Below are 23,058 nucleotides of genomic sequence, written 5' to 3'. Positions count from 1 at the left end.
CGCTCACGCTCCCATGGCTGCATCATAGGCGTAAATGGTCGTCTTGGCACGCTCGGCAACCTCTGCCGCGGTCATTCCCGGCTTGTAGAGGCTGGTGCCGAGGCCGAAGGCGAAGATGCCGGCCTTGGTGTAATCGGCGAAATTCTTGTCCGATACGCCGCCGACGGCGGCAATCGTCAGTTCCGGCGGCAGGATCGCGCGGATCGCCGTGATCCCGGAAGGACCGAGCACGCTCGCCGGAAAGAATTTGAGCCCGGTGGCGCCGGCCCGCGCTGCGGCCAGCGCCTCGGTCGGCGTGAAGACGCCGGGCATCGTCACCATGCCGTATTGGCGCGCCCGGATGATCACCTCGGGCTCGACATTCGGCGTCACCAGCAGCTTGCCGCCGGCCGCATTCAGGCTGTCGACCGCCTCGACCGTCAGCACCGTGCCGGCGCCGATCAGCACCTCGGGCGGCGCCATTTTGGCGGCGATCTCGATCGATTTGAACGGCTCCGGCGAGTTGAGCGGAATCTCGATCGCCGTCAGGCCGTTGTCGATCAGCGCGCCGACGACGCTTTCGGTCTCGTCCGGCCGGATGCCGCGCAGGATGGCGATCAGCGGGCGCTTCATGTCGGGGAAGGGGATACGGTTCATCGTGTCAGCTTTCTCAATTCGGCCAGATGGCGTCGGCGGCGGCCGACAGCCCGCGGCGCACGGCGGCGTCCGCATCGATGGCGGTGAAGGCGAGGGAGAGGGTTTTGAAGGCCTGTTCGTAGAGCGCCTGCAGGCGTCCGGAGGCGACGAGGGTGATGCCTGAGTTGGCGGCATCCTGCAGCGCACCGGCGATTTCGAGGCCGATCAGCGTGCCGGAGAGCCGGGCTTGCGCGGCTGCGGCGGAGATCCCGTGCAGCAGCTGGCCGGAGCGGGCGGTAAAGAGCAGGTTGGTCGCCAGGGCCGGCTTGGCGAAGGCGGCCGAGACCGCCGCCTCGAAGGCCGCCGCATCGGCCGGCTGCGCCTCGGCCCCGGCAACGGCATGCGCAAGGATCGTGTGTTTGCTGACCGCGTCGAAGAGCTCGCCGGTCATGAAGGTGGAAAAGCCGCTGACCTTGCCGTCGCTGACATGCACCCATTTCGAATGGGTGCCGGGCATGCAGACCGCCTGGGCGCCGGCACTCGTGCTGCCGAGTGCGCCGAGAAGCTGGGTTTCCTCGCCGCGCATGACGTCGGGTGTCGCCGCCTGCCGCTGGGCAAGGCCCGGCAGAATGCGGATATCGCGGCTTTCGCCGGGCACGGAAACCGCGCCGGTGAGGATGGCGGCAAGCGGCGTGGGCACGTCGATATAACCGGCCTCGATCCAGCCCTGCCTGGCGCCGGCCATGCCGCAGACGATCACCGGCAGGTTTTCCGGTGCCGCGACGGCGGCGAGATGGCTGGCAAGCACGGCGGAAAAGCCGGTTTTTGCGGCGCTCGTCATGCCTTCGCCGCTGCGGCGCTCGGCAAGGACGCTGCCGTCCCGGCCGATCAGCCACAGCCGGAAGCTGCTGGTGCCCCAGTCCACCGCGACATAAGCGGGATTCGTCATTACAGAATGCCTCCATCGACAATCAGGGACTGGGCGGTCATTCCAGCCGCGCAGTCGGATGCAAGAAACAGGCAGGGACCGACGATCGCATCGGCTTTGAGCGCGACCTTCAGGCATTGCTGCTCGACCGAGCGGGCGATGCTCTCTTCGGTCAGCCAGAGCTGCATCTGCCGTTCGGTGACGACCATGCCGGGCAGGATGCAGTTGACCCGGATATTCTCCGGCCCGAGCCTGCCGGCCATGCTCTTCGTCAATCCGACGACCGCAGCCTTCGCCGCCGCATAGGCGGGAAAACCGCCCATGTTGAGCTTGAAGGCGATCGACGACATATTGATGATCGCGCCGCCGCCGGCGGCCCGCATCGATGGCGCCACAGCCTGCGAGGCGAAGAACACATGCCGCAGATTGACCGCCTGGTTGTTGTCCCAATAGGCCTCGGTGACCGCGTCGAATTCGTGGCGGTCGTCCCAGGCGGCATTGTTGACGAGCACCCGGATCGGCCCTGAAGCGGCAACGACGGTATCGACGGTGCGCCGGATCGCCTCGATGTCGCGCAGGTCGGCATGATAAAAGGAAACCGGATGCGCCGTCTCAAGCGACAGCCGCTCGGCAAGTGCGCGGCCGGCGGCCTCGGCGATGTCGATGAAGGACACCTTGGCGCCCTGGCGCGCAAAACCTTCGACGATCGCCGCGCCGATGCCCGATCCGCCGCCGGTCACGAGCACGGTTCGGTCTTTGAACTCCGGAAACTGGGCTGACGTCGCGGTCATCGTCTTCTCCCGAAGAGGTATTGTTCCATTATTTGGAACTTAATTTGACTATATGGAATTATCGAATTATGCTGCCGTTTCTGTCAAGGGCGGATGAGACGATGAATGCAAACGGCGACGGCATGGCGCAGCAAGCCCGCGAGACCGGCACACTCGGCAAGCTGATGGTGCTGCTCGATCTCGTCACCCATGCCGATGCGCCGCTGCGTTTCACCGATATCCTGTCGCTTGCCGGCCAGCCGCGCGGCACCCTGCATCGCCAGCTCAGCCACCTAGTCGAGGAGGGGTTGCTCGAACTCGATGGCGACGGCCGCTATGCGCCGGGCCTGCGCCTGCTCGATTTCGCCGCCCGCAGCTGGGCGCGCAACGAATTCCGCCTGATCGCCGAACCGCATCTTGTCGATCTGCAGCAGGCGACCGGCGAGACCGTGCATCTCGGCGTTCTCAGGGGGCAGTCGATCATCTACCTCGACAAGGTCGAGGGCCGCCAGCCGGTGCGCATGTATTCGCAGATCGGCAATGCCTCGCCCTGTTACTGCACCGGCGTCGGCAAGGCGGCGCTATCGCTGCTTCCGGCCGAAAGCCTGGCCGATCTCCTCGCCGGCGTCAATTTCACCCGCTTTACCGCCGCCACCCACGCTTCGCCAGCAAGTCTGCTCGCCGAAATCCGTGAGATCGCCGATCAGGGCTATGCTTTCGATCGTGAGGAGCACGAGGCCGGCATCCGCTGCATCGCCGCACCCATCTGGTCGGAGGATCGGACTTTTCTCGGCGGTGTCTCGATCACCGGCCCGGCCTACCGCCTGTCGATGGAACTTCTCGCCCAATGGGTCGTTCCGGTTCAGCGCGCAGCCGGAAGGATCATGGAAGGCATGCGCATCCGCCTCGGCCCGCGTCGCTAGCATGATGCGATGAGCAGCGGTCCGGGGACAACGCATGTATAAGACAAAAGACTAAAACGGAAAAAATTGAGATTTGCCGGCGAATCACGACAACTGGAAATAGTCCGCGCAATCGACAACACCTATCGGCCGAATGCTTGAACGCCGCGGCCGATTGTATGACCCGCAGCAATCGTCATCCTCCGATGCAAGCGAACGGCCGCGGCGCCGAAGATGAAGAAATGTGATGGAACCCTTGTCGCAAACATCCACGGTAGAAGAAGACGATTACATCAAGGAAATTGCGGGTCTGAAGACCCAGTTCGACATTTTCCGGTTCATGAAACGCGTGACCGAAGCCTATCGCTGCCGCGCCTTCATGGTTCTCAATCTGCCGCCGATCACATCCCTCGATCTTCAGGGCAGCACCGTCATCACCAGCTGGCCGGCCGAGCTTCTGGCGCTCTACGACCAGGAGGGGTTGATGGTGAACAGCCCGGTTCTGCGGCGGCTGCGAACATCGGCGCGGCCCTTCTTTTACGACATGTCGCGACAGAACTGGCCGCGCGACGACGGCAAGTCCGCCCTGGTCGTCGGGTTGTTCGAACGTTTCAGGATGACGCGTTGCGCCTATTTCCCGACGCATGAGCCCTCCGGCCTGCGCGGTGCCGTCTCCTTCGCCGGCGATCGTGAACCCTTCAGCCCGGCCGAGATGCGCGAGCTTTGTTATATCGCCATCCATGTCTTCGACAGGCTTGCCGAGATCCGCAACCTCGATACCCGCATAACCGATGCGCTGACCGACCGCGAGATCGATTGCCTGAACTGGACGGCGGCCGGCAAGACCAGCGCCGAGATCGCCGAAATCCTGGCGCTGTCCGAGCATACGGTCAATCATTACCTCAACCGCGCCACCAAGAAGCTCGACACCGTCAACCGCACCCAGGCCGTCGCCAAGGCGCTGCGGATCGGCCTGATCAAATAAGGTGCAAAGACAGCGATCCGCTCCGGCCGGGCGCCCAGCGCGTAGGCAGATCGGGGCGTCGTCCCGGCGTTTCCGACCGCGTTTCCCGCTTTTTCCATCTGGCACGCTTTCTGCATCTCTTCTGCCAGAGGTCCGGAGGGGACTTTAATGACCAGCGCCAGCAAATGGCGCGGCCGACACACCACTGTCCGACGCCGATGCCGCTTCTCTCCCGGCCCTCGGCGTCGGCGGCGGTTGTTGCCTTTCGGCACCGCTTCTTGCGCAGCTGTTCACGATTTCCCGCTGCCGGTCACTTTTTTCTGGCCTTTTTTTCGGCTTGCGCTAGTTCGCCCCGCATTGCGCCGGTTCTCGGGGAGAGAGACCGTTGCGGCCATCAGGGCGAAAGCCCGGCGGACTTGATGGCCGCAACGGATTTCGAATCCCGGCCGGCGTTTTTCAAAGCCGGCAAATCGATTTTCCTCCCGATGATTTTGTTTGGCGAAGGCGTGCGCCTCCACTATCTGTGATCCAAGAAGAAGCAGTGAGGGTGGAATGACCGACGTCACCAAGGAACAGGTTCTCGAAACGCTGAAGACCGTGCGCGGACCGGATCTCGAGCACGACATCGTCGCGCTCGGCATGGTCTCCGATGTTTTCATCTCCGACGGCAAGGTCTATTTCTCCATCACCGTCCCGGCCGAGCGCGCCAAGGAGCTGGAGCCGATGCGGCTCGCCGCCGAGCGCGTCATCAAGGAAATGCCGGGCGTCAAGGGTGCGCTCGTCACGCTGACGGCGGACAGGAAGGCGGCGGCTGCAGCACCTGCTGCCCGCCCGGCGCCGAACCCGCCGCACGGCCATGCCGGTCACGATCATGGCGGCCACGATCACCAGCATCACGCCCATGCGCCCCAGCAACAGCCGCCGCGGGCCGGCAAGATCGGTGTTCCCGGCATCGGCGCCATCATCGCCGTCGCCTCCGGCAAGGGCGGGGTCGGCAAGTCCACCACCGCCGTCAATCTGGCGCTCGGCCTGCTCGCCAACGGCCTTCGCGTCGGCATTCTCGATGCCGATATCTACGGGCCTTCCATGCCGCGGCTCCTGAAGATATCCGGCCGCCCGACGCAGATCGACGGCCGCATCATCAACCCGATGGAGAATTACGGCCTCAAGGTCATGTCGATGGGCTTCCTCGTCGACGAGGAGACGGCGATGATCTGGCGCGGGCCGATGGTTCAGTCGGCGCTGCTGCAGATGCTGCGCGAAGTCGCCTGGGGCGAGCTCGACGTCCTTGTCGTCGACATGCCGCCCGGCACTGGCGATGCCCAATTGACCATGGCCCAACAGGTGCCGCTTGCCGGCGCCGTCATCGTCTCCACGCCGCAGGATCTCGCTTTGATCGATGCCCGCAAGGGCCTCAACATGTTCCGCAAGGTCGAGGTGCCGGTGCTCGGCATCGTCGAGAACATGAGCTATTTCATCGCGCCCGACACCGGCACCCGTTACGACATCTTCGGTCACGGCGGCGCCCGCAGGGAGGCCGAGCGCATCGGCGTGCCCTTCCTCGGCGAAGTGCCGCTGACGATGAATATCCGTGAAACCTCCGACGCCGGCACCCCGCTCGTCGCCTCCGACCCGAATGGCGTCGTCGCCGGCATCTATCGCGGCATCGCCGCCAAGGTTTGGGAGCAGCTTGCCGGCCAGTCCCGGCGCCCGGCGCCGGCGATCGTCTTCGAATAGCGCGGAACCGGCGCAGGGACATAGAGGAAGGTCAAGCGCCGAATCACCGCCGCGATCACCCCAATTGTGGGGGAAACGTGGTTAAAAGCCGCGCTTCACGGAAGATGTCTTGATTATTTCACGGCTTTGCTTCATATGCCGCGGCGCCATGATGGCGTTGCTGCAGATGCTCAATGACGGCCGTCTTCGTTTCGAAGGGTCCGGCCCGCCTGCAAGATCGAAGGATTGGTAACTGCGATGCGGTGGAGCACAATGCGCATGCTGGCCTTTAAGGCCGGATGCAGCCGGAGTTTTATGAACTTTCTTGATCCGCTTCCGTTTGGACCTGGGACGAGCGACCTTCGCGGCGCCGCGATGGCGGCCGCATGGAAAGGCTTTCGATGAAAATGGCGATGGCCACGAAGCGTCGTGAGCATCGGAGACACCGCCGGTGATCACCGCTTACTGCTCCAATTGCAAATCGGTCGAGATCCGCGATCTCTCGCAGCCCGCATCCTTTCCCGGGGATGTCGTCTGGATCGATATGGTCGAGCCGAGCCGCGAGGAGGAGCTTTATGTCGAGAAGGTTCTCGGCATCGAGGTTCCGACCCGCGAGGATCTCAAGGACATCGAACCTTCGGCTCGCCTTTACATCGAAAACGACGCCGTCTTCATGACCGCTTCTCTCGTCTGGAAGGCGGAAACCGACGCGCCGACGCTCACCGATGTCGCCTTCATTCTGACCGGAAACCGTCTGGTCACCATCCGTTACGCCCATCCAAAATCCTTTGCGCTGTTCATCGCCGCCCTTCACCGGCTGCCGGAAAACTGGCGCAGCGGCGCGGCCCTTCTCGCCAAGCTCTTGGAGACGATCGTCGATCGCACCGCCGAAATCCTCGAAACCTCCGTCTCGCGCATCGATATTTTGTCGACGCATGTCTTCGGCCGGGCCAAAAGGGTGCGCAAGCCGTCGAATTACCTCGAGCAAAAATTGCGCGATATCGCCGGTCATCACCGCATGATCAGCAAGCTGCGCGATAGTCTCGGCTCGCTGTCCCGGCTTCTGACCTTCTTTCACACGATCCCGGCGATCCAGCAGGACCATGAGGCGAAGGAGCTCTGCCGCACCATCTCGCGCGATATCCAGTCGCTGTCGGAGCATGCCTCCTTTGTCGCCGCCAACATCACCTTCCTGCTCGACGCCTCGCTCGGCCTGATCAACATCGAGCAGAACTCGATCATCAAGATTTTCTCGATCGCCTCGGTCGTGTTCCTGCCGCCGACATTGGTCGCCTCCATCTATGGCATGAACTTTCAGGTCATGCCGGAGCTGGCCTGGACGGCGGGTTACCCCTTCTCGCTGGCTTTGATGGTGATATCAGCCGTCATCCCCTTTTTCTTTTTTCGCTGGAAAGGCTGGCTCTGAGGAGCCTGTTGAAATTTCATGTCCGAAGAGAGCCATCCGCACGACCGCCATATGACGCCGCGCAAGCTTTTTTATCTCGCGCTCGGTTCCGTCGGCGTCGTCTACGGCGATATCGGCACCAGCCCGCTCTATGCTTTTCGCGAGGCGCTGAAGCCCGTCGCCCATGACGGTGTCACCCGCTTCGAGGTGATCAGCCTGATTTCGCTGATGATCTGGGCGCTGACGATCATCGTCACCATCAAATATGTGCTCTTCCTGCTGCGCGCCGATAACGAAGGGGAGGGCGGCACGCTGTCGCTGCTTGCCCTTCTGATGAAGACCGCCAACGGCCATACCGCCATACTGATGCTGCTCGGCCTGATGGGGGCTGCCCTCTTCCTCGGCGATGCGATGATCACGCCGGCGCTGTCGGTGCTGTCGGCGGTTGAGGGCCTGAAGCTCGTCACACCAAGGCTGTCGGAATATATCGTGCCGATTTCAGTGGTGATCCTGGCGCTGCTCTTCGTCGTGCAATCGCGCGGCACCGGCGCCGTCGCCAAGTTCTTCGGCCCGATCACCGCCGTCTGGTTCCTGGTCATGGCCGCCGCCGGCATTTCCCATATCTCCGATGACTACGGCATCCTCGCCGCCTTCAATCCCTATTATGCCGTCGCCTTCCTGCTGCATGAGGGCTTTTACGGCGTCGTCGTGCTCGGCGCCGTCTTCCTGACGGTGACGGGCGCCGAGGCGCTTTATGCCGATCTCGGCCATTTCGGCCGCCGCCCGATCCAGTGGGCCTGGTTCCTGCTGGTATTCCCGGCGCTGACGCTGAACTATCTCGGCCAGGGCGCCCTCGTTCTCGGCAATCCGATGACGATGTCCGATCCCTTCTATCTGATGTATCCGAAATGGGCGCTGCTGCCGGTCGTCATCCTGGCGACCGCCGCGACGATCATCGCCAGTCAGGCGGTCATCACCGGCGCTTTCTCGATGGTGCGTCAGGGCATCAATCTCGGTTTCCTGCCGCGCATGGAAATTCTCTTCACCTCGGAAACCAATACCGGGCAGATCTTCGTGCCGTCGGTCAATGCCGTGCTGTTCTTCGGTGTCATCTTCCTGGTATTGAGCTTCAAGACCTCGGAGGCGCTGGCGACCGCCTACGGCATCTCGGTCACCGGCGCCATGGTCGTCACCTCGATCATGGCCTTCGAATTCGTCCGCGCCCGCTGGAACTGGTCGCTGCCGGTCGCCGTGATCGCGCTTGCGCCGCTGGTCGTGCTCGAATTGATCTTCCTTGGCGCCAACCTGTTGAAGATTCACGACGGCGGTTATATCCCGATCCTGATCGCCACCGCCTTTACCGTCGTCATGTGGACCTGGCGCCGCGGCACCGCGATCCTGCTGGAAAAGACCCGCCACACCGATATTCCGCTTGCCTCCTTCGTCAGTTCCATCGAGCGCAAGAGCGAGCATTCGCCGGCCCAGGTTCCCGGCACGGCGATCTTCCTGACCAGCGATCCGGAATCCGCACCCGCCGCCCTCTTGCACAATCTCAAGCACAATCACGTGCTGCACGACCGCAACGTCATCCTGACGATCCGCACGGTCAACAAGCCGCGCGTGCCGAGCCACGACCGTTACAAGGTCGAACCGATCTCCGAGCGTTTCTCGCGCGTCGAACTGCTGTTCGGCTTCATGGAATCGCAGAACGTTTCGCAGGCGCTCGCGACGCTGCGCAAGACCGGGCTGAAGTTCGACATCATGTCGACCTCCTTTTATCTCGGCCGCCGCAAGCTGGTGCCGGACGCCAAGTCGGGCATGCCCTACTGGCAGGACCGGCTCTACATCGCGCTCGCCAACGCCGCCACCAACCCCTCGGACTACTTCCGCCTGCCGGCAAACCGCGTGGTGGAGCTGGGGTCGCACGTTATTATTTGACGGGCGCGGGCGACAGCCCTGACGCGGGTCTCCTCGCTGTCTTGCACTTCCGCCACCTCATCCTCCGTCATGCTCGGCCTTGAGCCGAGCATCCACCGGGTCCACCAGCAGCCATGGCATGGATCCTCGGCTCAAGGCCGAGGATGACGGAGATTGGGGGATGCGTCCCGTCAACCCAGCCACATTCGAATATCCAAAACCGCCGATGGTCACATTCCGGCACGCCCCGTTAACCGGACGTCAAGGTTAATAAGGGATTTTCGATGGAATGTTCCCGCGTTCCATGCCCGGAGTTCGTGTTGCGTCGAAAGAGCCCTTCCCGTAGCAAGCTGCGTCTTCTTCCCGAGAACTGGGTGTCACCTGTCATCTTCGGGCTCGCCGGCTGGCTGATCTTCCCGAGCGTTGCCTCCCACGCCGATCTCGCCACCATGCTCGCCGGTCTCGATCGTGAGGGCGAGAGCTGGCGCATGGTTCTGACCAATTCTCCGGCCGGCTCCATTCATCAGGCCGAACTCGCCTTTGCCGATCCTGAAGTGACGGGTTCGATCGCGTCGGGCGCCGGCATGGTGCTGCCCGATGGCCGCAAGGTCGCTTTTACCGCCAAGGACAAGGGCACCGCCAAGGAGAAGGGCCACGAGGACACGCCGGATGAGGATCGCGTCAACCGCGGCATGAAGAAGGGCCGCATCGTCGCGGTGGAAAAGATGCAGCCGCCGAAGGATTTTTCCGCCGGCTCCATTCTCGAGCGCACGAAGATGCTCTTCACTCCGAGCTTCGACCTCAAGGACCGATCGGCCTTCGTCAAGCCGAAGATCCGGGGCAAGGAAATCGAGATCGCCACATCTTTCTATAAGAAGCAGCCGGTGATCGAGGAGAGCGGCGTGCCGGCGATGCTCGCAAGCCTGATCACCAGCAACAAGGCCGATGTGCTGGCCACGGCTTACGCGCCGGCAGCACCCGACTATTTCCGCCAGTCGCCGTTCGATTCGATCCTGGCCGAACCGGACAGCGGCCGCTTCGTCCCGGAGATCGGCCCGCGTGATCACGCCTGGGCCGCAAGCGTGCTGCCGCCGAGCGTCTTTTCCGCCCGCGAGCAGCAATGTCTTGCCTCCGGCATCTATTTCGAGGCGCGCGGAGAATCGGCGAAGGGCCAGGCCGCTGTCGCCCAGGTCATCCTCAACCGCGTCCGCAATCCCGCCTATCCGAAGAGCATCTGCGGCGTCGTCTATCAGAACGAGGATTGGCGCAACCGCTGCCAGTTTTCCTTCGCCTGCGACGCCATCAAGGACAGGGTGAATTCGGAATATCACTGGCGGGTCGCCCGCGACGTGGCGATGGCGGTGACATCAGGCAAGATCTGGCTGCCGCAGGTGGGCTCGGCGACGCACTACCACGCCGTCTACGTCCGCCCGAAATGGGCAAAGACCATGGAAAAGGTCGGCCGCATCGGTCTCCACGTCTTCTACCGCACCTATGGCGGCGGCTGGAGCTGAGATAAATCGTCCGGGTCCGGCCGATTTCCGGCCCCGAAAAGCGGATTCTTTCCGTCGAATTTGCACGATCGACCCATGATCGCTTTATCCCTTTGATTCGACGGGGTTATTTTCTCGCTGGACAGAAGCTGTCTACGCCTTGACTATACCAATCCCTAAAACTATGTTGCGCGCGACTTCAGAACGGGCCGGAAGGGTCTCAACCTTCGCGTCCGGGGTCCGAATGACCGGGGTAGCGGGAGTGCGGGCGACGGGCAGGCGAGGAGAGATCCATGGCGGACGACCGCGAGGAAAGTCTTGATAAGCGCCGTGCGCAGCTGGAAGCGGAACTCGCGACCAAGCGCGTCGAGGCGAAAGTGGACGAGGCAAGCGAAGCCCGCGCCGAGGTAAGCCGCAAAGGTTATGCCCAGGCGATGAAGCTTTCCAGCGAGTTCATTTCCGCCATCGTCGTCGGTGCCGTCCTTGGCTATCTCCTCGACCGTTTTGTTGGCACGGCGCCTTGGGGGTTGATTGTTCTTCTGCTTCTCGGATTCTGTGCCGGCGTTCTGAACGTGTTGCGTTCTGCGGGGGTGGTGGCCCATCCCCTGGACGACAAGGACGACAAGAAATAAGGACCGGTCCCGGTCCAGTGCAATGACCCCGCGTCCTGCGGGCCAAAGAGAGAGAACAAGCGGTGTCTAACGATCCGACTCATCAGTTCCTGATCCAGAAGATTGTCCCGATCGAAATCGGCGGAATTGATTTTTCGTTCACCAATGCATCGCTGTTCATGGCCGCTTCGGCTGCCGTTGCCGCAGGCTTCCTCTATTTCGCGACCTCGAACCGCGCCATCGTGCCGGGTCGTTCGCAGTCGGTCGCGGAAATGTCCTATGAATTCATCGCCAATATGCTGAAGGAAGGCGCGGGCAAGCAGGGAATGAAGTTCTTCCCGCTGGTCTTCTCGCTGTTCATGTTCGTCCTGACGGCGAACCTGCTCGGCATGTTCCCCTATTTCTTCACGGTGACGAGCCAGATCATCGTGACCTTCGCGCTGGCGATCCTCGTCATCGGCACGGTCCTGGTCTATGGTTTCTATAAGCACGGCTTTCACTTTCTGAACGTCTTCGTGCCCTCGGGCGTGCCGGGCCTTCTGCTGCCGCTGGTCGTCCTGATCGAAATCATTTCCTTCCTGTCCCGTCCGATTTCGCTCTCCGTGCGTCTTTTCGCAAACATGCTCGCCGGTCACATCACGCTGAAGGTGTTCGCAGGCTTCGTTGCCTCGCTTGGAGCCCTCGGTGCAGTCGGTATCGGCGGAGCCGTTCTTCCCCTCATCATGACCGTCGCCCTGACCGGTCTCGAGTTCCTCGTTGCCTTCCTCCAGGCTTACGTCTTTGCGGTGCTGACTTGCATGTACCTCAACGACGCGATCCATCCGGGCGGGCACTAAGGATAACGACATCGACGTCAAAGGGCGTCAGTCATTCGCCGCAACAACCATTTCAAAGGAGTTCAACATGGAAGCGGAAGCAGCAAAGTTCATCGGTGCAGGTCTGGCTTGCTTTGGTATGGCCGGTACGGCTCTCGGCCTCGGCAACATCTTCGGCAACTACCTCTCCGGCGCTCTGCGCAATCCGTCTGCCGCTGACAGCCAGTTCGGCCGTCTGGTATTCGGCTTCGCCGTTACGGAAGCTCTGGGCATCTTCTCGCTGCTCGTCGCTCTCCTCCTCCTCTTCGCCGTCTGATATCGGCGGATAGTGGATCACGGCCTGCGACCGCAAGCCGTGATCCTTTGCATTTGCAGTCCACCTGGAGGTGAGCATGTTTTTTGTGACCCCGGCTTACGCTGAGGAAGCACCGGCGGCAGCGACCGGCACGGATGCGCATGGCGCTCCGGCCGCAGGCGAGGTCCATACCGAGACCGGCGTAGCCGAAGGCGAACACGCCCGTGGCCCGTTCCCGCCCTTCGATTCGACGACCTTCTCGTCCCAGCTGCTCTGGCTGGTGATTACGTTCGGCGTCTTCTACCTCCTTATGCAAAAGGTCATTGCGCCGCGCATCGGGGCCATTCTCGATCAGCGCCACACGCGCATCTCCCAGGACCTGGAAGAAGCAGGCCGCCTGAAGGCGGAAGCTGACGCCGCCGTCCAGACCTATGAAGGCGAACTGGCCGCTGCCCGCGCCAAGTCGAATGCGATCGGCTCCGCCGCCCGCGACGCCGCCAAGGCCAAGGCCGAAGAGGAACGTCGCGCTGTCGAGACGAGCCTGTCGGAAAAGATCAAGGCTGCCGAAGTCCGCATCGCCGACATCAAGGCGAAGGCTTTCGCCGATGTCGGCACCATTGCCGAAGAAACGGCGGCTGCCGTCGTCGAACAGCTGATTGGCGGCAATGCCGCCCAGGCTGATGTCGCCGCCGCCGTCGCGGCCGCCAAGAAGGAGGCTTGATCGATGGAATTTGCTTTTGACGCGACTTTCTTCGCCTTTGTCGGCCTCGTTCTCTTCCTGGCGCTGGTTGTCTACCTGAAGGTCCCCGGCATGATGGCACGGTCGCTCGACGACCGCGCCGACCAGATCCGCAACGAGCTGGCCGAAGCCAAGCGCCTGCGCGAGGAGGCCCAGCACCTGCTCGCCGAATACCAGCGCAAGCGCAAGGAAGCCGAAGCCGAGGCGGCGCACATCGTTGCCGCCGCCGAGCGCGAAGCCGAGATGCTGACTGCCGAAGCGAAGAAGAAAACGGAAGAATTCGTCGCCAATCGCACGGCGCTCTCCGAGCAGAAGATCCTGCAGGCCGAGGCCGAAGCGATGAAGGCGGTCCGTTCCGCCGCCGTCGATCTGGCGATCGCGGCCGCCGAAACGGTGCTCGCCAAGAAGGCGGATGGCAAGGTCCAGTCCGAACTCTTCGGCAATGCCGTCGGCCAGGTCAAGACACGGCTCAACTGAGCGGTATCGAATGGAATGAAGAAAGGCCGGGCATGTCCCGGCCTTTTTGTTGTTGGTAGTCGTTTTATTTGGTCCGAGGTGTGCGCGCAGCGGCTGTGGCCTGGCGCCAAAGACTGCCCCTCACCCTAACCCTCTCCCCGTAAACGGGGCGAGGGGACGTGCCAAACGCGGCGTTGAGGTTTGAGGAAGCGGGCGCGGCTTGTCCCTTCGCCCCGCGAGCGGGGAGAAGGTGCCGGCAGGCGGATGAGGGGCAGGCCCTCGGCAGTCTGAAGCCAAGTCCTATTCCGGTATCAACTCATCCGTCTCAGGCCCGTCCTCGCCCTTGCGCAACGGCCGAAAACTCATCCGGTGCAGGGAGCAGGGGCCGTGTTTCTCGATGCCGGCGCGGTGCTGTGCCGTGCCGTAGCCGGCATGCGCGGCAAAACCGTAATCCGGAAAGACATTGTGGGCGCGGGCCATCATCCGGTCGCGCGTCACCTTGGCGACGATCGAGGCGGCGGCGATCGAGACCGAGCGGGCGTCGCCCTTGACCACGGCCTGGCCGGGGCAATCGAGGCCGGGCGGCACGTCGAGCCCGTCCGTCAGGACGTAGCTTGCCGGAACGGCAAGACTGCAGATGGCGCGGCGCATGGCGTCGAGGCTTGCCTTGCGGATATCCGTCTCGTCGATGCGCGTCGAGCTGGAAGAGGCGATCGAGACGGTCGCGGTCGCGAGAATCTGCACGAACAGTTCCTCGCGCCGCTGCGCCGAAAGCTGCTTGGAATCGTTGAGGCCCTCGGGGATGCGCTTCGGGTCGAGGATGACGGCGGCGGCGACGACCGGCCCGGCGAGCGGCCCGCGGCCGGCCTCGTCGGCGCCGGCGACCGGCCAGTGGCCGGCCTTGCGGGCTTTGAGTTCCAGGCGGAAATCCGGCACGAGCGGAGCCGTGTCGAAAAGCAGGGGAGAATCGGGTGGCGTGCGAGGTTTCATGCGGCTGAACCTCGCACGCCAACCCGATTTCCCGCAAGTCCCCGGATCAGGGCGGCGGCCGGGGACGGTCCGGCGGATGGTGGCGGTCAGGGCCATCCGCGGGAATTGCGCTCGGGCTCGAAAACAGGGCGGTTTCTCGATGGGCCGATGCGCAAATTCTATAAATCAGAGCAGCGACAGCTGGACGCCGCTGCCATCAGGCGGCACGAACAGATCGTCGCGCAGCGGCAGACCGCGCCGCGTCAGGCCGAAACGCCTCGCCGCCATTTCGAAGCGCCGGGCGATCTGCCACGCATAGGGACCGGCGCCCTTCATGCGCTTGCCGAATTCAGCGTCATAATCCTTGCCGCCGCGCATCGAGCGCACCAGCGACATCACATGCCGGTAACGATCGGGATAATGCTGCAACAGCCAGTCGCGGAAGAGCGGGCTGACCTCGAGCGGCAGCCGCAGGATGACATAGCTCGCCTCGACGGCGCCGGCCGCCTTGGCCGATTCGAGGATGCGCTCCAGCTCGTGATCGTTCAGCGCCGGGATCAGTGGCGCGGCCATCACGGCCGTTTGGATCCCTGCTTCCGACAGCGTGTGAATGGTCTCCAGCCGACGCGGCGGCGTGGCGGCGCGCGGCTCCATCGTCCGGGCAAGCTTGCGGTCGAGCGTGGTCACGGAGATGCCGACGCGCACCAGGTTCTTCGCCGCCATCTCCTGCAGAATGTCGAGATCCCGCAGGATCATCGCCGACTTGGTGACAATCGAGACCGGATGGTTCGCCTTGTTCAAAACCTCGAGAATGCCGCGCATGATGCGCCATTCCTTCTCGATCGGCTGATAGGGGTCGGTATTGGTGCCGATCGCGATCGCCCGCACCTTGTAGCCGGGCTTGGCGAGCTCCCGCTCCAGCAGCTTAGCCGCATCCGGCTTGGCGAACAGCTTCGTCTCGAAATCGAGCCCCGCCGAAAGCCCCATATAGGCGTGTGTCGGCCGGGCGAAACAATAAATGCAGCCATGCTCGCAGCCGCGATAGGGATTGATCGAGCGGTCGAAGCCGATGTCGGGCGATTCGTTGCGGGTGATGGCCGTGCGCGGCTTTTCGATCTGCACCTCGGTCTTGAACGGCGGAAGCTCTTCCAGCGTCTGCCAGCCGTCATCAAAGGTCTCCCGCTGCAGCGCCTCGAAGCGGCCGGTCGGGTTCAGTCCGGCGCCGCGCCCGCGCCGCCGGTCGACCTCGACCCTCAGCCCGGAGGAGACGATCATCGCATCGGCAATATCTGCCGTATTGGCAGGCGCGAATGCGGCCTGCCCTGCCAGGGACTGCTCTCTCATCGGATTCTCCCGCGGCGGGAGGCCATCGCCTCCGCCCGTTTTGATGATTAAATTCCTATCGGCAAAATGAGAACAATGCAAGAACAAAATACGGAAAACGCTGCTGGCAAAAATTTGTGCGGCGCATTATGACTAGGCGATGTTGACGGTTGTTCTCGAATGTCAGGATCAGGAATCTGAGCTGGCCCAGACCTTATCGGTCCTGGTGGCAGGCGCAGTGGAGGGTCTCGTCGGCGATGTGGTCGTGCTCGATCACGGCTCGCGCGACGGCACCTCGCGGGTCGCCGACGCGGCCGGCTGCCGGTTTCATTCGCATTGGGATATCAAGGACATCGTCGCGTCCGCCCGCGGCGACTGGCTGCTTTTCGTCGAGCCGGGTGCACGCCCGCAGGCGGGCTGGATCGACGAGATTGCCGAATATATCGCGCTCAACAAACTGCCGGCGCGCTTCACCGCCTCGCGCGGCTACCGGCGCCCGTTTTTCGAGCGCATCGGCCGCACCGCGCCGCCGCTGGAACTTGGTCTGCTGATGCCGAAGAGCCAGGCGCTGGCCGCCGCCCGGAGCGGCATGCGCCTTGCCGATTTCGCCAAGGGCCGGAAGCTGCGTAAACTCGCAAGCGAATTGATTCCTTCCTGGGTGGCGCGCGCGGCGCGGTAGGGTTCTACGCTTCATTATGTCTGGGCTTGGTTCATGACTGTCCGGTTGGGACCCGCCCTAAACCCCTCCCCAACCCCTCCCCACAAGGGGGAGGGGCTAACGTGCCGCACCGCTTCACGTTACCCTCCATCGTAACCATCCGGCGAACGGTAACAGCCAGCAAGACTTCTCCTTTTGGTTGCCGTCGGGCGCGACAGCTTAGTCCCTCCCCCTTGTGGGGAGGGGTTGGGGAGGGGTTTTCTCTAAGAGGCGGAGCGCCTTCGCAGAAGCATCCCCAGATCGCGCAAAGATGGCGCCCAATCAGATTTCGCGCTATAATTCGCTCATGGCGCCGCCGAAGCGCCGCGCTTCGCAACGGATGGCCATGAATGCCGGTGGACGGCAGAACAGGTCGGCGAAAATCTCCTCTTCTGCCGGGTTCCGGCGAAAGGAGGTGCGTCATGATCCGCCATATGCTTTACGGTCTTGTGGCCGTCATATCGGCGACGTTGATGATCGCGCATCCGCATTCGGCAGCATCGCAGGCGATGCTCAGTTGCGCAGGCCGGTCCGACGTCGTCAAATTCCTGGACAAGAATTTCGCTGAGAAGCTGACGGCGGTCGGGCTGGTCAACCAGAACGCCGTGCTGGAGGTCTACGCCGCCGAAAGCGGCACCTGGACGCTCGTCGTCACGGATGTTCACGGCATCAGCTGCATCCTGCTGTCGGGTGACAGCTGGGAAACGATGCCGTCTCTGCCGGGCCTTACGACCTCTAACTAATGCATGTCGCCCGGAAGTGTGCAGCGGTTCAGCGACAACGACATGCATAAAAACAAAGGGCTAAAGCGCGCCGCGATCGTTCGGATTGGCTTCTCGCGAAATTCTATTTCTGTGCGCCGCGTTTCAGATGCTCGTCGAGACGCGGCATGATCTCGACGAAGTTGCACGGCGTGCTGCGGTAGTCGAGCTGCCCCTTCAGGATGCCGTCCCAGGCATCCCGGCAGGCGCCGGGCGAGCCCGGCAGGGCGAAGATGAAGGTGGCATTGGCGACACCTGCCGTGGCGCGCGACTGGATCGTCGCCGTGCCGATCTTCTCGTAGGAGATGCGGTGAAAGACGGCGGAAAAGCCGTCCATGCGCTTTTCGAACAAGGGCTCCAGCGCTTCCGGCGTCACATCGCGGCCGGTAAAGCCGGTGCCGCCTGACGTGATGACGACATCGATGTCGCCCCGCTCGGTCCAGGCCTTGACCTGCGCGGCGATTTTGTCGCGGTCGTCAGGCACGATCGCCCGCTCGACCAGCCGGTGACCCGCTTCGGTGATCCGCGCCGCCAGCGTATCGCCGGATTTGTCGGTTTCCGGCGTGCGGGTATCCGAGACGGTGAGGACAGCGATGCCGACGGCGATAAACGGCCGCTTTTCGTCCAGACCTGCCATTACATGCCTCCCGAAACCGTTTCCGTCGCCTCGACATACCAGTCGGGCCGCTCGCCGTGAAGAGCTGACGCCGCCTCGCGCGCCGCCGCCATGCTCGTAAAAATGCCGAAGCAGGTGGCGCCGGAGCCGGACATGCGGGTGATGAGCGCGCCATGGGCCTGCAGCATCTGCGAGATCATTGTAATCTCCGGCACCAGCTCGCGCGCCGGCGCCTCCAGATCGTTGCGGGCCGAGCCGATCGCCGTCAGCCAGCCGGAAGTCCCGGACAGGCCGGCAGCAAGGCTGAGGGCCGAATTGTCCTTTGCCGCCAGCCGGCGGAAGACCTCGGGCGTCGAAACGCCCTTCAGCGGATTGGCGAGCACCATGGCAAAGGCCGGCAGCTCAGGCACGGCTTCGATCCTTTCGCCGATGCCGCGGGCAATCAGCGGCCGGCTTTCAAGGCACATCGGCACATCGGCGCCGAGCTTCAGCGCGATGCCGGCAAGCGTCTCTACCGGCAAGTCCATGCCCCAGAGCCGCATCAATCCGCGCAGTGTCGCGGCCGCATCGGCCGAGCCGCCGCCGATGCCGGAGGCGATCGGCAGGTTCTTTTGCAGGTGGATATGCACAGGGAAGGCGAGGGCACCGAGCTGCTCGCGCAGGAGATCGCGGGCCCGCAGCACCAGGTTGGTGCCACCGTCGCCGGCAAGCGTCTTGCCGAAAGGGCCAGACAGCGTGAAAGCGTCGGCCTGTGCAGGCAGAAAGCCCAGCCGGTCGCCGCAATCGGCGAAGGTCACCAGCATGTCGAGCAGATGGTAGCCGTCCGCCCGCTGGCCGGTCACATGCAAGGCGAGATTGATCTTCGCGCGCGCCGCCTCGGTGACGCCGAAAGCCTCGGCCAGGCCCTCTTCAGGCATGTTTGCCGCCCGTCAGGATTTCTTGTCGACCGGCGGCGGGGTGACGGGTGCCGGATCCGGCTGCTTCTTGTCGGCCGCCTTGGCATCGTCGCTTGCAGGAGGCAGGCCGTTGGCGACCTTGTCCTTGATCTTCGGAATTTCGGCGGCTTCCGGCTCGGAGGCGAGCGCCCGGTTCCACTGATAGACGGCCTCGAGCTTGCGGCCGACGCGCCAGTAGGCGTCGCCCAGATGGTCGTTGATCGTCGCGTCGCCGGCCTTGATCTGTGCCGCGCGCTCCAGTTCGTCGACGGCATCGTCGAAGCGGTTGAGGCGGAAATAAGCCCAGCCGAGCGAATCGATGATGTAACCGTCGTCAGGGCGAAGCTCGACGGCCTTCTTGATCATGCCGAGGCCTTCGTCGAGGTTCCGGTTCATGTCGATCCAGGAATAGCCGAGATAGTTCAGCACCTGCGGCTGGTCGGGATTAAGCTCCAGGGCCTTGCGGAAGTTCGGTTCGGCCTGGTCCCACTTCTTCAGCCGCTCATAGGCGATGCCGCGCTGGAAGAAGACGCTCCAGTTGGCGCGGCCGGCAATGGGGCCGATCGCTTCGACCGCCTTGTCGTAGTTGGCGGCCATCGCCTCATAGTCCTTGGCGTCGGAGAGCACGCTGCCATAGGCGAGGTAGCTGCGGATGTCCTTCGGGTCGGAGGCGATCAGCGCCTGCAGGTGCTTGCGCGCCTCGTCCACCTTGCCGCCCTGAGCAAGGGCAAGGCCGAGCTGCAGTTCGGAGATGCGCCGCATCGGCGAATTTTCCGGCACCTTCTTGTAGAGCGCGATGGCGCGGTCCATCTGGTTCTGCTTCTCGGCGATGCCGCCGAGCAGCACCAGCGTATCGGCGCTGTTCGGGTCGAGTGCTTTGGCCGTCTGCAGGTAGAGCGAGACGATGTCCTCGGCACCGTCGCGGTTCAGCGCGCCGCCGACCGAAAACAGCACGCCGGCAGCCCCTTCTTCGGCGGTCTTGACCTGCTGCTCCTGCTTCTCGCCCTTTTCGATGCTGTCGCGCAGCGCGTTCAGCGGCGCGTAGTTCGGCAGCAGGTTGTCGCCGACCGACACGGCGTCGAGCGCCTTCTGCTTGTTGCCCTGTGTCGCTTCGAGGCGGGCAAGCGCCATTACTGCGCGCATGAAGGTGTCGGGCGCCGTCGCACCGCCTTCCTTGTCGAGCACGGCGTCGTTCAGGTGCTGGCGGGCGGATTTCACGTCGCCGGTGACGACGGCGATCGCGCCGGCATTGTAATTCTGGAAGATGCGGAACCAGTCCGGTCCCTTCATCTTCTGGACCATGGTGAGCGCTTCCTTGCCGCGGCCGGCGCCGACGCGGGCCCAGGCAAGCAGCAGGTCGTTCATCATCCGGTCGAGATCGTTCGGGCCCTTGTATTTCAGGATGGATTCGGCGGTCTTGTAGTCGTCACGGCGCACGGCATCCATGCCGCGCACGATCGTGGTGATGCGCTCGACGGAGGGATCGCCCTTCAGGTCGTTGGCATATTTGACGCCCTCTTTGATGTCGCCGTTGAGCAGCAGCGAAATCATCAGCCGCTGGCGGATCTCCGGATTGCCGGGCTCGATCAGCAGCGCCTTCTTGTAGAGCGCGATCGCGGTTTCATAATCATGATCGACATCGGCCGTGCGTGCGGCGAGGAAGGCGCCGGAGAAGGTGGTGACGCTATCGGCATCGAAGGTCTCGGTTTTGCCGGCATCGCCCGCCGTCTTGGCCGCATCCTCGGCGTTCACGCCGGCGACGACGCCGAGCGAAAGAACAGCCGCCAATGCTGCGCTCGTAAGAAGACGGATGGCAATTCTCTGCCGCATGAGGAAACCTTTCTTCGAGAGCGCCCGGCCATGATGCCGGTCGCAAATCAGTTGTGATCACTGATTCATAACAGGATGGCTTTTTTGAAGCGGCGCCGCAAGAAAATCAGCCTGCAATCGAGAACGTTTGGTCAGTTGACGCGCTCGATGCAGAAATCGATCACTTCCATCAGGGCGGATTTCCATACCGTATCGGGAAGCGGCGCCAGCGCGTCGCGGGCGATCGTGCCGTAATGGACCGCCCGGCCGATCGTGTCGCTGAGCGTGCCGTATTTGGTGATCAGCCCGAGGGCCTTTTCCAGATTGGCGTCGCTGCTGTTGCCGGCCTCGATCGCATCGCGCCAGAAGGCGCGTTCGTCCTGCGTGCCGCGGCGATAGGCGAGGATGACGGGAAGCGTGATCTTGCCTTCGCGGAAATCGTCACCGACATTCTTGCCGAGATCGGCGGCCTTGCCGCCGTAATCCAGCGCGTCGTCGACGAGCTGGAAGGCGAGCCCCAGATTCATGCCGTAGGATTTCAGCGCGTTGCGGCCGGACCGGCCGGCCTCGGCGACGATCGGCCCGACTTCGGCGGCAGCGGCAAAGAGAGCAGCCGTCTTGGCGCGGATGACGGCGAGGTAATCATCCTCGGTCGTCTCCATGTTCTTGGCGACGGAAAGCTGCAGCACCTCGCCTTCGGCGATGATGCAGGCGGCGGAAGACAGAACGTCGAGCGCATCGAGCGAGCCGACATCGACCATCATGCGGAAGGCCTGGCCGAGCAGGAAGTCGCCGACCAGCACGCTGGCCTGGTTGCCCCAGATCATCCGCGCCGTCGATTTGCCGCGGCGCAGGTCGCTTTCGTCGACGACGTCGTCATGCAGCAGCGTTGCCGTGTGCATGAATTCGACCGATGTGGCGAGCTTGACGTGATTTTCGCCCCTGTAATCGAACAGCGAGGCGGCCGCCAGCGTCAGCATCGGCCGCAGCCGCTTGCCGCCGGACGAGATCAGATGGTTCGCCACTTCGGGGATCATCTGCACGTCGGAGCCGGCCTTGGACAGAATGAGCTGGTTCACCCGCTCCATATCCGCCCTGGTGAGATCGACCAACGGCTTTATGGATGCCAGTTTGTTTTTGCTTTCTTCAAGCGGTATGACCACGCCCAACGACCCGGACTCCTGTTCATTCATTGCAGCTGACAATAGAAAGGGGCGATGGACGCGGCAAGAGGTGAATTGTCGCGCACGGCGAAATTGGAAGGAAAATGACGGCAAATGCATGAACTTATCCGCGCCAACGACCCCGTTCTGCTCTCCTATGCCGAGAGCTTGATGAAGGATGCGGGCATTCATTGCTTCATCGCCGATCAGGGCATGAGCGTGCTCGAAGGCTCGCTCGGCATGCTGCCGCGCCGGCTGCTGGTGGACGAGGCGATGGCCGACCAGGCCCGCCGCATCCTCATCGACGCCGGTCTCGGCGGCGAATTGCGCGACAGGAGGTGAGGGTGGGATGACCGGGGAGCCTGCCCAAACCATCGATGCCTTCCATCGCGGCGCCTTTCATCTGGTTCAGCCGAAGGGCAGGGGCCATCGCGCCGGCATGGATGCGATGCTGCTTGCCGCCCTCGTTGCCGACGATCGCCCGGTCAGGGTGGCCGATCTCGGCGCCGGCGCCGGTGCGGCCGGCCTTGCCGTTGCCTCGCGCCTCACCAATGCGGACGTGGTGCTGTTCGAGCGGTCGGCCGAGATGGCCGATTATGCCCGTCGCAGCATACTCCTGCCCGAAAATGCCCATCTCGCCGCCCGCGTCAGCGTCGTCGAGGCGGATGTGGCGCTGACTGCCAAGGCGCGCAACGATGCCGGCCTCATCGATGAGAGCTTCCACCACGTCATCATGAACCCGCCCTTCAACGATGCCGGCGACCGGCGCACGCCCGATGCGCTGAAGGCCGAAGCCCATGCGATGACCGACGGCCTGTTCGAAAGCTGGATCCGCACGGCCGGCGCCATCATGATCCCGGGCGGACAATTGTCGCTGATCGCCAGGCCCCAATCGATCGCCGAGATCATCGATGCCTGCGGCCGGCGCTTCGGCGGCATCGAAATGACAGCCATCCATCCGCGCGAGCGTGAAAACGCCGTGCGTATCCTGGTGACTGCGATCAAGGGATCGCGGGCGCGGCTGTCGCTGCGCGCGCCGCTCTTCATGCACGAAGAGGGGAGCCACAAGTTCTCCCCTCTCGTCGATGATTTCAACAATGGCCGGGCGGCCTATGCCCGGCTTCGATCCTCAGCTGCCAGAGCATGATGCCGAAAAGTG

24 protein-coding genes are annotated in these 23,058 nt (G+C 63.3%); 15 read left to right on the top strand and 9 right to left on the bottom strand.

Annotated features, from left to right (window positions below; all coding sequences use genetic code 11):
• Positions 1 to 3: 3 nt before the first annotated feature.
• Genes CO671_RS08145 through CO671_RS08135 form a run of 3 tightly spaced genes read right to left on the bottom strand, consistent with a single transcriptional unit; the run spans position 4 to position 2,334 of the window.
• Positions 4 to 636, bottom strand: a complete 633-nt coding sequence (locus CO671_RS08145; protein WP_097605514.1) for a 2-dehydro-3-deoxy-6-phosphogalactonate aldolase — start codon at positions 634 to 636, stop codon at positions 4 to 6.
• Between the two features lie 13 nt (positions 637 to 649).
• Positions 650 to 1,564, bottom strand: coding sequence for a 2-dehydro-3-deoxygalactonokinase (locus tag CO671_RS08140; RefSeq protein WP_097605513.1), 915 nt, complete (start codon positions 1,562 to 1,564; stop codon positions 650 to 652).
• On the bottom strand, positions 1,564 to 2,334 hold the full coding sequence (locus tag CO671_RS08135; protein ID WP_097605512.1) for an SDR family oxidoreductase: 771 nt from the start codon (positions 2,332 to 2,334) through the stop codon (positions 1,564 to 1,566). Before CO671_RS08135 ends, CO671_RS08140 begins: the two co-directional genes overlap by 1 nt.
• Positions 2,335 to 2,435: 101 nt before the next feature.
• Here CO671_RS08135 and CO671_RS08130 point away from each other — a divergent pair, with 101 nt between their 5' ends.
• From CO671_RS08130 to CO671_RS08080, 11 genes are all read left to right on the top strand, one after another.
• Positions 2,436 to 3,236, top strand: a complete 801-nt coding sequence (locus CO671_RS08130; protein ID WP_097605731.1) for an IclR family transcriptional regulator — start codon at positions 2,436 to 2,438, stop codon at positions 3,234 to 3,236.
• Between the two features lie 226 nt (positions 3,237 to 3,462).
• Positions 3,463 to 4,200, top strand: a complete 738-nt coding sequence (locus tag CO671_RS08125; protein WP_010030477.1) for an autoinducer binding domain-containing protein — start codon at positions 3,463 to 3,465, stop codon at positions 4,198 to 4,200.
• Between the two features lie 531 nt (positions 4,201 to 4,731).
• On the top strand, positions 4,732 to 5,916 hold the full coding sequence (locus tag CO671_RS08120) for an Mrp/NBP35 family ATP-binding protein (RefSeq protein WP_097605511.1): 1,185 nt from the start codon (positions 4,732 to 4,734) through the stop codon (positions 5,914 to 5,916).
• A 430-nt stretch (positions 5,917 to 6,346) separates the two neighbouring features.
• Entirely contained in the window at positions 6,347 to 7,321 is a 975-nt protein-coding gene (locus CO671_RS08115; protein WP_097605510.1) for a magnesium transporter CorA family protein, read from the top strand.
• 18 nt (positions 7,322 to 7,339) lie between these two features.
• A complete protein-coding gene (locus CO671_RS08110) occupies positions 7,340 to 9,238 on the top strand; it encodes a potassium transporter Kup (protein WP_097605509.1) in 1,899 nt (632 codons plus the stop codon).
• A 263-nt stretch (positions 9,239 to 9,501) separates the two neighbouring features.
• Positions 9,502 to 10,731: a cell wall hydrolase gene (locus CO671_RS08105; RefSeq protein WP_097605508.1), complete on the top strand. Its 1,230-nt coding sequence runs from the start codon at positions 9,502 to 9,504 to the stop codon at positions 10,729 to 10,731.
• A 272-nt stretch (positions 10,732 to 11,003) separates the two neighbouring features.
• A complete protein-coding gene (locus tag CO671_RS08100; RefSeq protein WP_097605507.1) occupies positions 11,004 to 11,342 on the top strand; it encodes an AtpZ/AtpI family protein in 339 nt (112 codons plus the stop codon).
• Between the two features lie 62 nt (positions 11,343 to 11,404).
• Positions 11,405 to 12,157, top strand: coding sequence for a F0F1 ATP synthase subunit A (locus tag CO671_RS08095; RefSeq protein ID WP_064686134.1), 753 nt, complete (start codon positions 11,405 to 11,407; stop codon positions 12,155 to 12,157).
• 67 nt (positions 12,158 to 12,224) lie between these two features.
• Positions 12,225 to 12,452: a F0F1 ATP synthase subunit C gene (locus CO671_RS08090; RefSeq protein WP_010026583.1), complete on the top strand. Its 228-nt coding sequence runs from the start codon at positions 12,225 to 12,227 to the stop codon at positions 12,450 to 12,452.
• A 76-nt stretch (positions 12,453 to 12,528) separates the two neighbouring features.
• The gene (locus CO671_RS08085; protein ID WP_064686135.1) at positions 12,529 to 13,152 is read left to right on the top strand and encodes a F0F1 ATP synthase subunit B; all 624 of its coding nucleotides are present in this window, start codon (positions 12,529 to 12,531) and stop codon (positions 13,150 to 13,152) included.
• Positions 13,153 to 13,155: 3 nt separating this feature from the next.
• A complete protein-coding gene (locus CO671_RS08080; protein WP_097605506.1) occupies positions 13,156 to 13,647 on the top strand; it encodes a F0F1 ATP synthase subunit B in 492 nt (163 codons plus the stop codon).
• Positions 13,648 to 13,926: 279 nt separating this feature from the next.
• Here the strand turns inward: CO671_RS08080 and CO671_RS08070 are convergent, their stop codons facing one another.
• Entirely contained in the window at positions 13,927 to 14,616 is a 690-nt protein-coding gene (locus CO671_RS08070; protein ID WP_097605505.1) for a ribonuclease HII, read from the bottom strand.
• Positions 14,617 to 14,781: 165 nt separating this feature from the next.
• Positions 14,782 to 15,939 (bottom strand): PA0069 family radical SAM protein, encoded by a 1,158-nt coding sequence (locus tag CO671_RS08065; protein WP_097605504.1) that lies wholly within the window; start codon positions 15,937 to 15,939, stop codon positions 14,782 to 14,784.
• Positions 15,940 to 16,078: 139 nt separating this feature from the next.
• Between CO671_RS08065 and CO671_RS08060 the strand changes: the two genes are divergently transcribed.
• The gene (locus tag CO671_RS08060; RefSeq protein ID WP_010028928.1) at positions 16,079 to 16,597 is read left to right on the top strand and encodes a hypothetical protein; all 519 of its coding nucleotides are present in this window, start codon (positions 16,079 to 16,081) and stop codon (positions 16,595 to 16,597) included.
• 440 nt (positions 16,598 to 17,037) lie between these two features.
• Entirely contained in the window at positions 17,038 to 17,358 is a 321-nt protein-coding gene (locus CO671_RS08055; protein ID WP_010030327.1) for a hypothetical protein, read from the top strand.
• Between the two features lie 103 nt (positions 17,359 to 17,461).
• Here CO671_RS08055 and moaB read toward each other — a convergent pair whose 3' ends face one another.
• The 4 genes from moaB to CO671_RS08035 form a co-directional block, all read right to left on the bottom strand.
• Positions 17,462 to 18,013 (bottom strand): molybdenum cofactor biosynthesis protein B, encoded by a 552-nt coding sequence (moaB, locus tag CO671_RS08050; protein WP_097605503.1) that lies wholly within the window; start codon positions 18,011 to 18,013, stop codon positions 17,462 to 17,464.
• Positions 18,013 to 18,909 carry a 4-(cytidine 5'-diphospho)-2-C-methyl-D-erythritol kinase gene (locus CO671_RS08045; protein WP_097605502.1) on the bottom strand — a complete coding sequence of 299 codons (897 nt, stop codon included), beginning with the start codon at positions 18,907 to 18,909 and terminating at the stop codon, positions 18,013 to 18,015. The genes moaB and CO671_RS08045 overlap by 1 nt, the downstream gene beginning before the upstream one ends.
• Positions 18,910 to 18,921: 12 nt before the next feature.
• Positions 18,922 to 20,757, bottom strand: coding sequence for a tetratricopeptide repeat protein (locus tag CO671_RS08040; RefSeq protein WP_097605501.1), 1,836 nt, complete (start codon positions 20,755 to 20,757; stop codon positions 18,922 to 18,924).
• Positions 20,758 to 20,888: 131 nt separating this feature from the next.
• On the bottom strand, positions 20,889 to 21,905 hold the full coding sequence (locus tag CO671_RS08035; protein ID WP_097605500.1) for a polyprenyl synthetase family protein: 1,017 nt from the start codon (positions 21,903 to 21,905) through the stop codon (positions 20,889 to 20,891).
• 108 nt (positions 21,906 to 22,013) lie between these two features.
• On the opposite strand from CO671_RS08035, the gene CO671_RS08030 reads away from it, so the two are divergent.
• Together CO671_RS08030 and CO671_RS08025 are read left to right on the top strand one after the other, a co-directional pair.
• Positions 22,014 to 22,241: a DUF2007 domain-containing protein gene (locus CO671_RS08030; RefSeq protein ID WP_097605499.1), complete on the top strand. Its 228-nt coding sequence runs from the start codon at positions 22,014 to 22,016 to the stop codon at positions 22,239 to 22,241.
• A 7-nt stretch (positions 22,242 to 22,248) separates the two neighbouring features.
• On the top strand, positions 22,249 to 23,046 hold the full coding sequence (locus tag CO671_RS08025) for a methyltransferase (protein ID WP_097605498.1): 798 nt from the start codon (positions 22,249 to 22,251) through the stop codon (positions 23,044 to 23,046).
• The last annotated feature ends 12 nt before the right edge of the window (positions 23,047 to 23,058 follow it).

This window comes from Rhizobium sp. M10 (assembly GCF_002531955.1).
Taxonomy (GTDB): Bacteria; Pseudomonadota; Alphaproteobacteria; order Rhizobiales; family Rhizobiaceae; genus Rhizobium; species Rhizobium etli_C.
Note: the sequence above shows the minus strand (reverse complement) of the source record. Positions and strands in the feature narration are given on the sequence as shown.